This is a genomic window from Pseudovibrio sp. W64, from assembly GCF_001623145.1.
Lineage (GTDB): Bacteria > Pseudomonadota > Alphaproteobacteria > Rhizobiales > Stappiaceae > Pseudovibrio.
The window spans coordinates 136,708-152,542 of record NZ_LMCI01000001.1 but is presented as its reverse complement, the minus strand read 5'-3'; the positions used below and the strand labels follow the sequence as shown (position 1 = coordinate 152,542).

At 52.4% G+C, this 15,835-nt stretch carries 15 protein-coding genes; 10 read left to right on the top strand and 5 right to left on the bottom strand.

Annotated features, from left to right (window positions below; all coding sequences use genetic code 11):
* Positions 1-12: 12 nt before the first annotated feature.
* From PsW64_RS00745 to PsW64_RS00735, 3 genes are all read left to right on the top strand, one after another.
* A complete protein-coding gene (locus PsW64_RS00745; protein WP_063302375.1) occupies positions 13-1,791 on the top strand; it encodes an acyl-CoA dehydrogenase in 1,779 nt (592 codons plus the stop codon).
* Positions 1,792-1,862: 71 nt separating this feature from the next.
* Positions 1,863-2,600, top strand: a complete 738-nt coding sequence (locus PsW64_RS00740) for a crotonase/enoyl-CoA hydratase family protein (RefSeq protein ID WP_063302374.1) — start codon at positions 1,863-1,865, stop codon at positions 2,598-2,600.
* 55 nt (positions 2,601-2,655) lie between these two features.
* The gene (locus PsW64_RS00735; protein ID WP_063302373.1) at positions 2,656-3,522 is read left to right on the top strand and encodes an SDR family oxidoreductase; all 867 of its coding nucleotides are present in this window, start codon (positions 2,656-2,658) and stop codon (positions 3,520-3,522) included.
* Positions 3,523-3,610: 88 nt separating this feature from the next.
* Here the strand turns inward: PsW64_RS00735 and PsW64_RS00730 are convergent, their stop codons facing one another.
* Both PsW64_RS00730 and PsW64_RS00725 read right to left on the bottom strand, forming a co-directional pair.
* Complete coding sequence (locus PsW64_RS00730; RefSeq protein WP_063302392.1) at positions 3,611-4,600, bottom strand: DnaJ C-terminal domain-containing protein; 990 nt, start codon at positions 4,598-4,600, stop codon at positions 3,611-3,613.
* 170 nt (positions 4,601-4,770) lie between these two features.
* A complete protein-coding gene (locus tag PsW64_RS00725) occupies positions 4,771-5,259 on the bottom strand; it encodes an RT0821/Lpp0805 family surface protein (protein ID WP_063302372.1) in 489 nt (162 codons plus the stop codon).
* Positions 5,260-5,358: 99 nt separating this feature from the next.
* On the opposite strand from PsW64_RS00725, the gene pdxH reads away from it, so the two are divergent.
* Positions 5,359-5,985: a pyridoxamine 5'-phosphate oxidase gene (gene pdxH, locus PsW64_RS00720; RefSeq protein ID WP_373456179.1), complete on the top strand. Its 627-nt coding sequence runs from the start codon at positions 5,359-5,361 to the stop codon at positions 5,983-5,985.
* Positions 5,986-6,353: 368 nt separating this feature from the next.
* Here pdxH and PsW64_RS27500 read toward each other — a convergent pair whose 3' ends face one another.
* Entirely contained in the window at positions 6,354-6,524 is a 171-nt protein-coding gene (locus PsW64_RS27500) for a hypothetical protein (RefSeq protein WP_167550269.1), read from the bottom strand.
* A gap of 568 nt (positions 6,525-7,092) precedes the next feature.
* Here PsW64_RS27500 and PsW64_RS00715 point away from each other — a divergent pair.
* Together PsW64_RS00715 and PsW64_RS00710 are read left to right on the top strand one after the other, a co-directional pair.
* Positions 7,093-7,818: an HAD family hydrolase gene (locus PsW64_RS00715; protein WP_208980481.1), complete on the top strand. Its 726-nt coding sequence runs from the start codon at positions 7,093-7,095 to the stop codon at positions 7,816-7,818.
* A gap of 192 nt (positions 7,819-8,010) precedes the next feature.
* Entirely contained in the window at positions 8,011-8,946 is a 936-nt protein-coding gene (locus PsW64_RS00710) for a DUF1499 domain-containing protein (RefSeq protein ID WP_063302370.1), read from the top strand.
* Positions 8,947-9,251: 305 nt separating this feature from the next.
* On the opposite strand, the gene PsW64_RS00705 is transcribed toward PsW64_RS00710, so the two are convergent.
* Together PsW64_RS00705 and PsW64_RS00700 are read right to left on the bottom strand one after the other, a co-directional pair.
* Complete coding sequence (locus PsW64_RS00705) at positions 9,252-10,445, bottom strand: MalY/PatB family protein (protein WP_063302369.1); 1,194 nt, start codon at positions 10,443-10,445, stop codon at positions 9,252-9,254.
* A gap of 62 nt (positions 10,446-10,507) precedes the next feature.
* On the bottom strand, positions 10,508-11,425 hold the full coding sequence (locus PsW64_RS00700; RefSeq protein ID WP_063302368.1) for an MBL fold metallo-hydrolase: 918 nt from the start codon (positions 11,423-11,425) through the stop codon (positions 10,508-10,510).
* A 340-nt stretch (positions 11,426-11,765) separates the two neighbouring features.
* Here PsW64_RS00700 and PsW64_RS00695 point away from each other — a divergent pair, with 340 nt between their 5' ends.
* From PsW64_RS00695 to PsW64_RS00680, 4 genes are read left to right on the top strand one after another with little or no spacing between them, the layout of a single operon-like run.
* On the top strand, positions 11,766-12,734 hold the full coding sequence (locus PsW64_RS00695) for a metal ABC transporter solute-binding protein, Zn/Mn family (protein ID WP_057464903.1): 969 nt from the start codon (positions 11,766-11,768) through the stop codon (positions 12,732-12,734).
* A 1-nt stretch (position 12,735) separates the two neighbouring features.
* Positions 12,736-13,560, top strand: a complete 825-nt coding sequence (locus tag PsW64_RS00690) for a metal ABC transporter ATP-binding protein (protein WP_063302367.1) — start codon at positions 12,736-12,738, stop codon at positions 13,558-13,560.
* Positions 13,561-13,569: 9 nt separating this feature from the next.
* Positions 13,570-14,805 (top strand): metal ABC transporter permease, encoded by a 1,236-nt coding sequence (locus PsW64_RS00685; RefSeq protein WP_063295582.1) that lies wholly within the window; start codon positions 13,570-13,572, stop codon positions 14,803-14,805.
* Entirely contained in the window at positions 14,805-15,746 is a 942-nt protein-coding gene (locus tag PsW64_RS00680; RefSeq protein WP_063302366.1) for a metal ABC transporter permease, read from the top strand. The genes PsW64_RS00685 and PsW64_RS00680 overlap by 1 nt, the downstream gene beginning before the upstream one ends.
* Positions 15,747-15,835: the final 89 nt, after the last annotated feature.

The window sequence follows — 15,835 nt, the reverse complement described above, 5'->3', positions numbered from 1 at the left end:
GAGGAAAACAAAATGTATCGTGCACCACTGAGTGAAATTGTATTCACGCTGAAAGAAGTAGCCGGTTTAGGAAAGCTTCAGGCGCAGCCGGGACAAGAAGAGCTTTCGGATGATTTGATCGAAGCTATTCTGGGCGAGGCCGCAAAGTTTGCAGAGGAAGAGATCGCGCCTCTCAATAGAGTTGGAGATGAAAATCCGGCACAATTGATCGATGGAAGCGTCAAAACCTCACCGGGCTGGAAAGAGGCTTACACCAGTTGGCGTCAGGGCGGTTGGAGCGCACTGACAGGTGATCCGGAGTACGGAGGGCAGGGCCTTCCAAACATGCTCCACGTCGCTGTGTTCGAAATGTGGAATGCGGGCAGCATGGCTTTTACCTTGTGCCCAACACTCACCACAGGTGCTGTAGAGGCTATCGAGAAGCACGGCTCCCCGGAACTCAAAGCAAAGTACCTCGAAAAGCTCATTAGCGGCGAGTGGACAGGCACAATGAACCTGACTGAGCCACAAGCTGGCTCAGACCTGAACGCTCTGCGTGCCAAAGCAGAGTCTGTGGGAGACGGGTCCTACAAAATCTCTGGTCAGAAGATCTTCATCACCTATGGCGATCACGACATGACGGACAACGTGATCCATCTGGTGCTGGCTCGCTTGCCGGACGCGCCTGCTGGAACACGTGGCATCTCACTGTTTGCTGTGCCAAAGTATTTCGTCAATGACGATGGCAGCCTTGGCGAGAAGAATGACGTGACCGTAGCTGGTGTGGAGCACAAGCTCGGTATCCACGGCTCTCCAACCTGCACTATGTCTTTTGGCGATAAGGGCGGTGCAATCGGTTGGCTCATCGGCGAAGAAAATAGAGGCCTCGCCTGCATGTTCACCATGATGAACAACGCCCGCCTTGCCGTGGGTGTGCAGGGTCTCGGCATCGCAGAGCGTGCCTTCCAGGAGTCTCTGGCGTTCTCACTGGATCGCAAGCAGGGCCGCGGTATCGGATCTAAGACCGATGGTATGGATCCGATCGCAGTTCATCCGGATATTAAGCGTACACTTCTCTCCATGAAGTCGCAGACACAGGTCGCCCGCGCAATCTGTTATGCCTGCGCACATGCACTGGACATGGCAAAAGTCGCGCCAGATGCGGATCAGAAGAAGTTCTGGGCAGAGCGTGCTGGCTTGCTCACACCAATCGCAAAAGCCCTCTCCACCGACTTTGGTGTCGATGTGGCCTCTCTTGGTATCCAGATCCACGGCGGCATGGGCTTCATTGAAGAAACCGGCGCAGCCCAGCATCTGCGTGATGCGCGCATCGCTCCGATCTATGAAGGCACCAACGGCATTCAGTCCATCGATCTGGTGATGCGCAAGCTGCCAATGTCTGGTGGTGATCAGGTCCGCAGCCTCATCGCTGAGATCAAAGAGATCGCTGCAAGTGTAAACGCAGACAATACCGGCGAGCTGGGTGATCTTGGCACCAAGCTTGATGCAGCCGTTGCTGATCTGGAAACCGCTACCGAATGGATGTTGGCCGCGCAGGCTGATGGGAAGGTTCCTGAAGCGCTTGCAGGTGCGACGCCATACTTGCGTCTGGCAGGTATCACCCTGGGGGCAGGCTTGCTGGCAAAAGGCGCGCTGGCATCCAGGGATGCACCAGAGACGCTGAAGAAGCCGCGCTACCTGATGGCGCGCAGCTTTGCAGAAACTGTTTTGGGTGAGAGCGCTCCGCTGAAAGACGACGTAACACGCGCAGCTGAAGCAATCCTTGCATTCGACGCTGCTGAACTTGCCTGATCCAAGAGGCAGTCAACCGTATTTAAAAGGTGAGGCGGAACAGGCCTCACCAATCAGTTTGGGAGGGACACATGATCAGTATTGAACGGGACGGCGCAGTCCAGATCATCCGCATGGACCGCGTAGAAAAGAAAAACGCACTGACACAGGCCATGTACATGGATATGGCAGATGCGTTGAAGACAGAAGACGAAAGCATCCGCTGCCATGTCATGCTTGGCCGCCCAGGCGTATTCACCGCAGGCAACGACATCGCAGATTTCCTCAAGGCAGCAATGTCAGGCGAAGGCCTGGAAGCTGGCGGTGTTGGCAAATTCCTCGGCGCACTTCATGAGCCATCCAGACCTGTAATCGCAGGCATTGATGGTCCTGCTATCGGCGTGGGCACCACCATGTTGTTCCACTTCGACATGGTGTTTGCGACAGAAAACGCGCTCTTCAAAACGCCGTTCACCGACCTTGGCATCATTCCTGAAGCGGGCTCAACGCTGATCGGCCCAGAGACAATGGGCTACCACAAGGCGTTCGAACTGCTGGCACTGGGTGAGAGCTTCACCGCCGAAATGGCAAAGGAAGCAGGCTTCGTCAATCACGTGGTCTCTCCTGATGAGCTGGAAGGCCGTGTGCTTGCGATCGCGCAGAAGGTTGCATCCAAGCCTCAAAACGCCCTGCGCATTTCCAGAGAACTGCTGCGTGGCAAGCGTGAGCCGCTTGAAAAGCGCATTTTTGAAGAAATCGGCCTCTTTGCTGAACTGCTCAAGTCTGATGAGGCCCGCGAAGCCTTCATGAAGTTCATGAGCAAAGCTTAACTCGTTCAGATGCGGTGTTCAGCACCGCATCTTATTTCAGGAATTTGGGGGAAACATGGGAAGTCTGAAGGGTAAAACACTATTCATTACCGGTGCATCTCGTGGAATTGGCCTCGCGATTGGCAAGCGAGCAGCACAAGATGGCGCGAACATTGTGATCGCTGCAAAAACGGCAGAACCGCATCCTAAGCTGGAAGGAACGATCTACACAGCAGCTAAAGAGATTGAGGATGCCGGAGGTCAGGCGCTCCCGCTCGTGGTTGATGTGCGAAGCGAAGAGAGTGTTGAGAATGCAATGAAGGCGGCTGCTGAAAAGTTCGGTGGCATCGATATTGTGGTCAACAATGCCAGTGCGATCAACCTGACACCGGTTCAGAAAATCGACATGAAGCGCTTTGACCTGATGCACCAGATCAACACGCGCGGCACTTTGCTCTGCTCAAAACTGGCAATTCCGTATCTGAAAGAAGCAGAAAACCCGCATATCATGATGCTTTCTCCGCCGCTGGATATGCAGGAGAAGTGGTTTAAAAACCATACACCGTACTCCATTGCCAAGTACGGCATGAGCCTTGTTGTACTGGGACTTGCCGGAGAACTGCGCTCTAAGAAGATTGCTGTAAACGCTCTTTGGCCGCGCACGACCATTGCTACGGCTGCTGTTCAGAATCTACTTGGCGGCGATATGATGGTTCAGGCAAGCCGGACACCAGACATTCTGGCAGATGCAGCGCATCTGATCTTCACAAAACCGGCAGCAGATACCACCGGCAACTTCTTCATTGATGATACATTGCTGGCGGAAAACGGTATGACCGACTTTGACAAGTACCGCGTGAATCCGAAAGTGAATCTGCAGCCAGATTTCTTTGTACCAGGCGACAGCGTAGCGCCAGTCAGCCTGGCTGCAATCGAAACTTAGCTCTGATTGTTGTGGCACTCTGCTTCTGAGAAATTCAAAGTGTGGCAAAATAAAAGGCGGGGTAACCCGCCTTTATCATTGGTAGTGATCAGTCGAACTCTGGACCGCGTGCCGAATACGGCTTCACTTCTTTCCAGACGCGCATCAGATTTTCAAGTTCTTCATCTGTCTGTTCTGGCAAGACAATCTCAAGCCCAACAAGAAGGTCACCGTGACCGCCTTCTTTCTTCGGCAGACCCTTGCCTTTAAGGCGCATGGTCTTTCCGCTGCTGGTATTGGCAGGAATTGTCAGATTAACTGCACCGCTGAGAGTTGGAATGCGTACTTTGCCACCAAGAACGGCTTCATAAAGGGTGAGGGGGACATCAACACGAACATCCTCTCCATCCACTTTGAAGAGCTTGTGTGTAGAAATGCGAACTTCTACCAGTGCATCACCAGCCTGACCACTCTTGGCAGAAGCAAAACCTTGCCCTTTCAGGCGAATCTTGTCGCCGCTCTGCGTGCCAGCCGGAATTTTTACATTCACAGTCTTGCCGCTTGGCAGTTTCACCTGAACCTTGCCATGGTGGGCAAGGTCTTCAAGTGTCACCCGTGCAATCAGGTTGGCATCAGCTCCCTTGGTAGGGCCAGCATGGAAATGAGATTCTCCACCGCCTGCGCTGCGGCGTTTGCCGCCGCCAAAGCCACCAAGAATATCATTGAGGATATCGTCAAAACCGCCAGCATCCTGAGGGCCGCCGGCACCGCCGTGGCCTTCGCCAAAGCCCTGCTCAAACCGGAAACCACCACGACGCCCTGAATTCCGGAAACCTTCGAAGCCACCGCCGCCACCCGGGCCGCCATAAAACTTGGGTTTGCCATCCGCGTCTATCTCACCGCGATCAAACTGTCCGCGCTTATCTTTGTCGCCCAAAATTTCATAGGCTTGGTTCGCTTCAGAGAAGCGCTCCTTAGCCTTTGGATTGTCTGCATTCTGGTCTGGGTGGAACTGTTTGGCCAGTTTGCGAAACGCTTTCTTGATCTCTGCCTCACTGGCATTTTTGCTAACACCAAGAACAGAATAGGGATCTCTCATCGTCATCCATCAAATTGAAATAAGGGCAGTTTATAACTCACCCATTACATAACCTTGAGTTCGATGGGGCGCAAGCAGCCGTAGCCGAACTTAGCTAATCAGACGTGAGTATTTCTGTGGTTTTAATCTAGTAGGCCACGTCGCATTTGCGAAACTGAAGCGAGGAAGAGTTATTCAGTGACTGTTGCATCGGTTTGGAACGGAGCAAGCTGGACAATCTTCATTTTACGATTGGTATCCGGGCAGCTGCGCCCCTGATAGGCTCTGATGCCGCCAACAGTGTTCGCGCTGGTCACAAAATCGGTACAACCCGCAATGCTTTCTGTTTTATCAACAGACATGAGAGAGGTGATTGTGCCGCTATTGCCGCTGACAGGATTGGTCCAGGCCATAGGTGCAAACCGGTGCTTGGTTTGCCCGCTCTCGTTCAGAGCTTCCTCAATGGTATTCGTAATAACCGTACGGTCGGTGCGATGAATCTCGCTATCCGCGACCTTTTGCTTGGTATCAACTGCCTCTGTCAGGTTCAGAGGTTCTTGATACTCACTGTTGTTCACAGATATGGACATTTGAGTGCAGGCAGGAAGTGTCAGCAAGAGCGCAGCCGAGACAAAACACGACTGGCGTAAACGGGTTTTCTTGCTATACAAAACTGCCATATTACTACTAGAGCCTCAGGTTGAATCCGTTGTTTTAACGAATTCCGGTTCATCCACAGTGTGAGGATCCTAAAGGGACTATTAACTATGAATGGTGACATCCAAAATCTGGAAGAAAAGTTTACAAATAGTTACTCTGAAAGCGTAGAGGTTCCTTTTCAACTATTTGGTGAATGGCTTGCGCTTGCAGAAAAGAGCGAGCCCAATGATCCTAATGCCATGTCAGTTGCGACTGTAGATGAGAATGGCATGCCCAATGTACGGATGTTACTCCTTAAAGGTTACAGTCCACAGGGTTTTGTGTTTTATACAAACTTTGAAAGCACAAAAGGCCGCGAAATTCTTGCTCACCCTAAGGTTGCTTTGTGTTTTCACTGGAAAAGCTTGCGAAGGCAAGTCCGGGTACGTGGCAATGTTATCCACGTAACTGAAGACCAGGCTGACGAATACTACAACTCACGGCCACGAAAAAGCCGCATTGGTGCGTGGGCGTCCAAACAATCCCGCCCATTGGAAAGCCGCTTCGCGCTTGAAAAAGAAGTTGCCAAATACGCTGCTAAATATGCTGTTGGTGATATTCCGCGTCCTGGGTATTGGAGCGGTTGCATTTTGCAACCATTGGAAATCGAATTCTGGCACGATCGTGCCTTCCGCCTGCATGACAGATTTGTCTTCAAAAGAGACAGTGCAGAAGACCAGTGGGATAAGGTACGCCTGTATCCATAATGCATTTCAGATGAAGGCAGAGCGCATCACAAACATGGTGCGCCTGGTCATTTATCAGCGCTAGAACATGAGCCGCTATTGAAAGCAAAATTAGATATGGGGCAGGGCCGTGGGATCGTCATGCAGAAGACATAACGGTTGATGCTTCTACAGGCTCGGCAAGAAATAAGGCGGCTCGCAATCCTGCGGGTCGCCTTTTTTGCTCAGATAACCAGATGCCCGTTTAGGCCATCAAGTCTCTGTAAAGCCATGCCCTAATAAGGCGTGGCTTACGCATTGAAGTAGTCATCAATGTGATTGGAATACATAATCAAGCAATTCGGTTCTTGAAAAACAAGCTGGAATCTCTGATTTGTAGCCCTGACGCATCAGTCCGTCGGAAGAGGATATTCTTCCTGAACCTTAGGCTGATATGCCTCTTTCTGCTTGCCGTTACAGCAGTTCGCAGCATTGACAGCCTGAATGCCCACTGGACGATAAAGTTTGTCCAGATCAGGTTTAGCGTTTTTCTTTTGTTGCTCAGTCGTTCCGAAGGCCATTTTAGTCCGTCCCCTTGGGACAAGTTGTGTTGCAGAAATCGTGATGCTTATCCAGAATGAGTAGCCGGATAACCCGATATAAGCGTCAGCTCATATGCAGGAGTGATACTCAAATCGGGCATGAATATGTTAGCGCCAAAAAAACTAAAAAAGCCAATCTAATTTCGAGGGGGGAATTTCCCAATAAACTCAGCAATTTGAATGCATGAAACATGACGTTAACTAATTGCTCAGCGGCCTTTCTGGAAATTATTATTATTATACAAAAGGATAGGATATCAGGTTGTGAGCTAGTTAAAATTATCGCGACTAAACCATTAATGTATCAGGCTATTTTGAGTGACATTTGGCCGCGATTTCCCAGACTGCGAAACTGACAAAAAACTGTGTATTTAGTGTGCCAGGAAGCTTGTGGCCGATTGATTAGCATCGCTCATAGTGATTGGTGCTCGTAATACTCTGTATAAGTGCGTAGATTGAGCCGCTTGCATAAGAACTATTCTGCTCGGGTAATCGCCCGAAGACGGTCTCCCATATAAGCCGTCAAATGCGCTGAAGGAAAATGACAATGAACGTGCGCGCCGTACTGTTTGATCGCGATGGAACTCTCATTGATTTCAATAGGACATGGGGCACGGTGCTCCAACATGTTCTGATGGATCTGGCAGATGGAAATCTGAAACTGGCCACTGAGCTAGGCCATCTCGTGAAGTTTGATTACGCCAGCTGTGCCTGCCAACCGGGTAGCCCAATTCTGACTAATCCACCAAGCGGTTACAGCGAGCCATGGGCCAATCATCTTGGTGTTGAGTTCAACCGCGCGTTTCTGGATCGTATTGAAGACCTTATTCTGGACCATGCTGCAGACTGTGTTGCAGCATTTGATGATACAGCATCATCAATCAAGGCTCTGGCTGCGGCTGGTTTGCCGATCGGTCTGGCGACAAATGGCACAGAAGCAAGCGCCGTTGCGCAGCTGAAGCGCCTTGGCATTTTCGACTACTTCACCTTCGTTGTGGGCTACGACAGCGGACATGGTGAAAAACCAGAACCGGGCCAGCTTTTTGGATTTGCAGAGCACACAGGTATCGAGCCTCAGCACATCGCAATGGTGGGTGACAGCCTTCACGACATGCATGCAGCCCAAAACGCAGGCATGGTGCGCGTTGGCGTAACAACTGGCGCTTTGACCGCTGAAGAGCTGAAGGATCACTGTGACCACCTGCTCGACAGCCTGACTGATCTTGTGAACCTGGTTGGCCTAAAGGCGGCAGGAGAGGGCGCTGCTGCTTAGTATCAGCTCCCGAATGCGGCGGTTCATCCGCCGCAACTCCCTCTCTCAAAATTTGCGCGAAAATAATGGCAGTATTCAACCCTCGGTAATTCTGAACTGCTACTATCTGGTATCGTAAAGTAAAGAGCTGTAACCTTCATGCCGAACGGTTAAGTTGAACTCTGAGCTGCAGATTGAAGAGAGTGGGATAGAATGACCCTGCAATTGCCCTCGAAACATTCTCGCACTGCCTTGCGCAGTCGCCGCATTGGCGCAATTGCGATCCCGTTCCTCATTATCTCCGTTGCCGGTCATTACTTCGAGTTGTTCAATACAGAAGTGCTGCTCGTTCTCTTTGTAATTGGCTTTTTCATGGGCGCTGCCGCAATTGCGCTGGCTGCCATGGCCGTGGTTGATTTGTGGAACAACGGCGGCAAAGGGTTTGGCAACAGCTTTCTGGGCACGTTTTATGGTGCCATCGTCCTCGCCCCGCTTTTCATCGCCACACTGGGGCTCTACCTGTTCCCGCCACTCAATGATGTCTCAACAGATATGGATGAGCCGCCTGCGCTGATTGCCGGAGATCGTATTGATGATGAAATCGGGCAGGACAAGCAGCTCATGCAAAAGGCCAGCTATCCTGACATCGTCCCACGCCGGTTCCGCCTGCCTCCTCCTGAGCTGCACAACGCCGTTTCCAGCGTCGCCTCCAGCATGGGGTGGAAGGTGATTTACGAGTTACCCGCGGGTTTCCCGGATGAGCCCACCTACCTGCTCATGGAAGCACGCATGCCATACTTCTCTTTGAAGGATGATGTCGCCATTCGCATCCAGCCCGATAGAGTAGGTACACTTTTGGATATCCGCTCTGCGTCCCGCTTCGGCAGCCATGATTTTGGCACCAATGCCCGCCGTATAAGAGGATTTCTGGCAAGTCTGGATAAAGTGCTCTTGCAAAATTACGGCATCACAGCCCGGGTTGAAGAGCCAGAGTTGGTCCTGCAGGACGAGGCCGAAGAGCCGCCTCGGATAAAAGTCTCAGAGAGCGTGCCACTGCTGGAAGTTCCGCTAGAACTGCCACCTTCAATTGCATCCATGTTGAAAGAGCGTGGGACCGCGCCAATTCCCTCACAAAAGCCTGCACAGTAAACTGCCTGCACCTGTCAAAGGAGCTGCTGCCAGTTTGGTGGAGTATGATCCGGAGATAAAAGCAGGCCCAGAAACGACATAACCAGCGCCGGGGAAGCACTGGTTATGAAAGCTTGCGTGAACAACGAGTACCGCTTTAAGGCTATCGCGAAACTCTGAGAGTTCTGAAGCCGGGGAAGCCCTTGAACTCTATAAATTCAATATGACTCATTTAATAGCATATGTGTGTGATAATTGTCACGACCTCACAAAAAATACGCCCAGAAATGGGCGTATCTTTGATAACTCAAAATATAGCTTTGAAATCAAGCGTTTGTTTGGATGCGAAGATCTGCAAAAACATCTTCCAAACGTTTGATAGCCTCTTCAACAGTCGATTTTGGACAGGCCAGATTGAACCGCAGGAACGTTTCGCCACCTTTTCCAAACGTGCTGCCGATGTTGACGGCGACCTTCGCCTGTTTCTGGATTCGAGCGACGATCTCATCAAACGGCAGGTCAACATTTTTAAAATCGACCCACTGCAAATAGGTGCTCGCCATGCGCATCACTTTAGCGCCGGGGATAGCAGCTTCCAGCCCCTCAATCAGCAGCTCTTGATTAGCCGCAATGTAATCGCAAGCCTCAGTGAGCCACTCATCGCCATGGTTGTAAGCCTCAGTTGTGGCTTGTGAACCGAGCGGGGTGGCGTGAACTCCACAAGCTGTAAAGACCTTGCGGATTTGATCACGCAGCTCTTTGTTGCTGATGATGCACGCAGCCGTCGCAAAACCGGCCAGATTGAAGGTCTTGGAGGCAGATGTAAATGTAATCGTCCGCTCTGCAATCGCCTCAGACAAGGTCGAGGTGACCACATGCTTGGAGCCATCCAGAATGAGGTCGTGGTGGATCTCATCAGAGATGATCAGGATGTTATGTTCAAGGCAGAATTCGCAAATACGGGTCAGTTCCTCTGCAGTCCAGACCCGGCCACCCGGGTTGTGAGGGCTGCACAGCAACAGGATCTTGGTGCGTTCATCAACCTGATCAGCCAGATTGTCGAAGTCCATGTAATAAGCGCCATCACGCTCAATCAGCTGGCTTTCTACAAGGCGGCGGTTGTTGTCGCGCACGGCGCGGCCAAACGCATGGTAAACTGGTGAGAACACCAGGACGCCATCACCTTCCTCAGAAAACGCGTGAATAGCCATGGAGTAACCAGCCACAACACCCGGCACTGTTGTGATCCAGTCTGGAGAGACATCGAACTGGTGACGACGCTTCATCCAGGAAATGACAGCCTCTTTGTAAGGCGCATCATTACCGTAATAGCCGTTAATTCCGTGCTCCGCAGCGCGGGCAACCATGTCGTTCACGGCTTGCGGGGGGCGGAAATCCATATCTGCAACCCACATCGGCAAACCGTCATCAGGACTGATGCCATAGCGACTTTCCATCTCATCCCATTTAAGGGAATGAGTGTTTCTGCGATCGATCTTCTGGTCAAAAATACTGGTCATTACGTCTCTAAGTGTTGGAGAGATCGGTTTCTCTGGGGTGTCCTGACAGTGTGTAAGCTGAGCTATGTCAGCTCACGCAACGTGAATTTTGCGGAGAGTGTAACCTTCGCATCGCACATGACAACCCCTTGAGCGATGAGATCATCCAGTTGTGCAAGAACATTGAGCGCTGCTGCGCCATGCAGCTTTGGGTCCACATCTGTGTAAATGGCTTTCACCATGGTCATGACCTCATCATCCCCCGCACGCAAACGCTCAAGAATAGCATCGGAGCGCATCTGGCGATGCTGCTTCAGCTGGGGGAGAAAGACCTTCGGGTTGTTTACCTCGCCGCCATGAGACGGGAAATAGCGGGTTTCACTGCGCGCCATGAGCTTGTCCAGTGACTTCATATAGGCGTTCATAGACCCGTCTGGCGGCGCCACAATGGTTGTCGACCAGGCCATCACGTGATCACCGGGCAGCATCACACCTTGTTCAGGAAGGGCGAAAGACAGGTGATTCTCTGTGTGTCCCGGCGTTGCAACCACTTCAATTGTCACACCATCAACAGAGATTTTGGCGCCATCTTCCAACTCTTCGTCGGGCGTAAAGTCCTTCTGTGAGCTCGCATCCATGGGCGTTTCGGCCATATCAGCAAATGAAACAGCTCGTTTGTGAGGTCCGCACCCCATCACGGGCGCACCCGTTTTTTCCTTCAAAGGGCCGGCAAGTGGAGAGTGATCCACATGGGTGTGGCTGACGAGAATGGCCTTCACGGGTCGGCCATCAATGGCCTTCATCAAAGCGTCCAGATGCTCCAAATCCATCGGGCCCGGATCGATGACAACAACCTCGTTTTTACCAACAAGGAAAGTGTTAGTTCCTGCAAACGTTAGGGCACCGGGGTTATTGCAGGTCACGCGCGACAGCTCATTGGTGATTGCAACAAGCTCACCGTGTCGTGCATCAAATTCGCGATTGAAGTCCATCTTGCTCATGTCAGGTCTCTCCCATTGCTCTTATAAATAAGCCTTTGGCAAATAAGAGGCAATGGCAACTAGGCCTGATTGATGGTCGACTTTCTGCTCACGTCCCACAGTTCATCAAAGAGAGGGCAAGATACCAATTTTCAGAAACTTTCATTTTTATATTGCAATTAAGAATGAGTTGCAACTAGACTGCAGGAAGAAACAGGATGCCCGCAGAAATTCTGATGGTATCTTTATTTAAAGAGCTCAGGGCGAAGATATTGGCCAGGAACAAAGTGGCTAGGTCGGAGAACTGCGAAAGATGAAGAGCCTGAAAGTTTGCTCTAGTCGTTTTAGAAAGTTGGATTTTATGCGCTACTTCAAAGCTGCTGTGTTTGCAGTGACAGTGATGGTTCTCGCAGGCTTTTCCAGCCTGTCAGCGGCACTTGCAAAGGCTCCGATCAATGCGGTTGCCACAGTGGGCATGGTTGCTGACGCTGTGCGTGCCGTTGGCGGTGACAACGTCACTGTGGAAGCGCTGATGGGAACAGGCATTGATCCGCACTCCTACCGCCAGACCCGCTCTGACGTGGTGAAGATGGGCCGCGCAGATGCGATTTTCGCAAACGGTTTGTTTCTGGAAGCGCAGATGGAAGATCTGCTGCTGAAGCTTCAAAAACGTAAGCCTGTCTTCTTCATCGGTGAAACCATCGACTCTGCCAAGCTTGAAGGTTCAACCGCGTACGCTGGTCGCTATGACCCGCACGTCTGGATGAGCCCGACCCTTTGGCAAGGCGCGATCAATGGTGTGACCGAAGCCTTCGTCTCCATGGACCCCGAAAACGAGCAGGACTATCGCGACAACGCAGCAGCCTATCTGGCGCAGGTGCAGGAACTCGCAAATTATGGCGATAAGATCCTCCAGACGGTACCTCAGGAGCGCCGTGTTCTTGTAACCGCGCATGATGCGTTCACCTACCTTGGCCGCGACTTCAATCTGGAAGTGGTTGGCATTCAGGGCATCTCCACCAACTCAGAAGCTGGTTTGCAGCGGATTGAGACACTGGTTGACCTTCTCGTCGACCGCAAAGTCACAGCAGTGTTTGTTGAATCGTCAGTGTCAGAGCGAAACATACGTGCGCTGGTCGAAGGTGCCGCAGCCAAAGGCCACAAGGTCGAGGTCGGCGGCGAGCTCTTCTCAGATGCGATGGGCCAGTCCAATACCTATGAAGGAACGTATATCGGTATGATCGACCACAACATGACCTCGATTACACGCGCTCTGGGTGGAGAAGCACCTGCTCAGGGTATGCAGGGTAAACTTGGAGCAGGTCACTAAGATGCATGATAGAAGTTCCTCCGGTCTGCACTTGTTGCATGACACCGACAGCTCAAAAACTGTGAACCCGCAGGACCTGCCGTTCACCGTGCAGGGCATGACGGTCGCTTACCACCACAAACCTGTGCTTTGGGGCGTGTCGTACTCAGCTCCAAAGGGATGCCTGACAGCCATCATTGGCCCCAATGGCGCTGGCAAGTCCACATTCCTGAAAGCAGCTCTTGGCCTGATCCCGAAACTCTCTGGCGACACCAAAGTCTTTGGTGCGCCAATTGAAAAGGACCTCAAGCGCATCGCCTACGTTCCGCAGCGCTCAGCCGTGGATTGGGATTTTCCGGCAACGGCCATTGATGTGGTGCTGATGGGCCTTTACGGGCAAATCGGTTGGTTCCGTTGGCCATCCCGCAAGCACCGTCAAAAGGCGATGGACTGTTTGAAATCCGTTGGCATGCAGGACTTTGCAAATCGTCAGATCGGTCAGCTTTCCGGTGGCCAGCAGCAGCGTGTGTTTCTTGCAAGAGCTTTGGCGCAGGATTCTGAAGTCTATCTCATGGATGAACCGTTCGCCGGTGTGGACGCTGCAACAGAAAAAGCAATCGTGGCAGTGCTCCGCCAACTGGTAGCAGATGGCAAGACCGTTCTTGTGGTGCACCACGATCTTGAAACCGTGCGTGATTACTATTCCCACATCCTGCTGCTCAATGGGCAGCACGTGGCAGACGGCCCGGTGGAGACAACCTTCACCGCTGAGAACCTGCAAAAAGCGTATGGCGGACGCCTTGCCAGCACGCAGCTGGATGGTCTCTCTGAAGCCTCAAACGCGTAAGGCAACGTCATGGAACAGTTCTTTGCCGCCCTTACTTTGTCCGCAGGCTACAACACAGCGCTGGTTTGCATCGGCGCAGCCCTTCTGGGGGCGGCCAGTGGTGCCATCGGTGTCTTTGTTTTGCTTAGAAAGCGGACGCTGATCTCGGACGCAGTCAGTCACGCAACACTTCCTGGCGTGGCGCTCGCCTTCATCATCGCACAGGTTTACTTTGACTCTGGTCGCTCCCTGCCAGTGCTCCTGTTTGGTGCGGCCTTGTCTGCTGGTATTGGCGTTCTGGCCGTGGATTGGATCAAAACCCACACCCGCCTCACAGAAGATGCCGCCATCGGCACCGTACTCTCCACCTTCTTTGCCGTGGGTATGGTACTGCTGACGATCATCCAGTCCATGTCCATTGCAGGGCAAGCGGGTCTGGAAGGCTTCCTGCTTGGTGCAACCTCCGGCATGCTTAAGTCTGAGGCGCTGACCATCTCAGTGGCAGCAGCACTCGTTGGCCTTGCCGTTGTGCTGCGCATGAAAGAATTCTCACTGCTTTGCTTTGATGAAAGCTTTGCAGCAGCCTGTGGTTACAACGTGCGCTGGCTGGACCGCACATTGCTTCTGCTTTTGCTGGGCATTGTGGTGATCGGCCTTAAAACAGTAGGCCTCGTTCTCATTATTGCTTTGGCAATCATCCCACCTGTGGCTGCCCGTTTCTGGACAGACCGCGTGCCGGTGTTGGTTGCCATTGCAGCAGGTATTGGCGCCTCGGGAAGCTACATCGGAGCTGCTCTCTCAGCCAGTGCACCAAACATGCCAACAGGCGGTTTGATCGTACTGGTGCTCTTCAGTTTCTTTGTAGTTTCCCTCCTCATCTCGCCTGTCAGAGGCATTCTGGCAGCTGCGCTCAAGCACTATCGTTTCCAACGCATCGTGCACTTGCGTCAGGGTTTGCTTGCCATCGCACACGATGAACCAGTGCTGGAACCTCTCACCCGTTCCATCCTCCGCCGTGGCGGTTTCATGGGAGGCGACGGCCAGCCGACGGTCAAAGGCCAGTCTGAGGCGCGTCTCATTGAACGGGATCAGAAGCTCTGGAACCTCTACCGCGAAATGCACCCAGAAGAATCCCATGCACTGGCCGACTGGTCCCTGAAGCCAATCGGAGAAGTTTTGCCCGCTGATACAGTCAGAGTGTTGGAACAGGAACTAAGCCCGCATGTTGTGCGCGGTGGTGAAACAAGCAGAGGAGGAGCAGTCTGATGGATATTTTCCTGCAATTTGACCTCCCAAGCATCCTGCTCGGGTCTCTGGCAGCACTCGCCTGCGGTCTTCTCGGCAACTTTCTTGTTCTGCGCAAGCAGGCGCTCATGGGCGATGCAATCTCCCATGTGGTTCTGCCAGGTATCGTGATCGGCTTCCTGTTCACCCATGAGACCAGCTCCTGGGCCATGATGCTCGGAGCAGGGGGAGCAGCTATCTTCGCAGTCCTTCTGATTGAGCTTATCCGGCGTATCGGCAATGTAGAGCCGGGGGCAGCCATGGGCGTGGTGTTCACCACCATGTTCGCAGCAGGCGTTGTGATTCTGGAGCAAACCGGGACCGCTGGCGTCCATCTGGATGTGGAACACGCGCTCTACGGCAATCTGGAAAGTGCAATCTGGCTGGATGCCTATTCCCTCTCAGACCTGTGGAACTGGCAGGTGCTCATGACCTTGCCGGAAAGCATCAAGCAGCTGTTTGTTGTTAACATGCTGGTGATCGTGTTTATCGTGCTGTTCTTCAAAGAGTTGAAGATCTCCAGCTTTGACCCGTTGCTCTCTGCAAGCCTGGGATTCTCGCCTAAATGGCTTGGCCTTTCACTCATTGTCATGGTGGCAATCGCTGCTGTTGCTGCATTTACAGCTGTAGGGTCGATCCTTGTGATTGCGATGTTTATCTGCCCGGCAGCAACGGCTCGCATGCTGACAGATAATCTGAAAGTCCAGCTCTTCATCTCCGGCATCGCATCCCTGTCCGCTGGCCTGTTTGGTTACCTGCTGGCAGCGTTCGGCCCGGGCCTGCTTGGCTATGAATTCTCTGTGTCCGCAGCTGGTATGATTGCGGTTGTCGCTGGTCTGCAGCAGGTGCTTGCCATGTTGTTTGCTCCGCACTATGGCGTCGTTATGCGGCGTCGCCGGCAAAGAGCGCACGCAAGCGTCTGATAGAGCCTGTAGCCTTCGACAATTGAAAGGGAGTACCTGAAAAGGTGCTCCCTTTTTAGTTTGCCAAATAAATAACAGATTGAAATTAC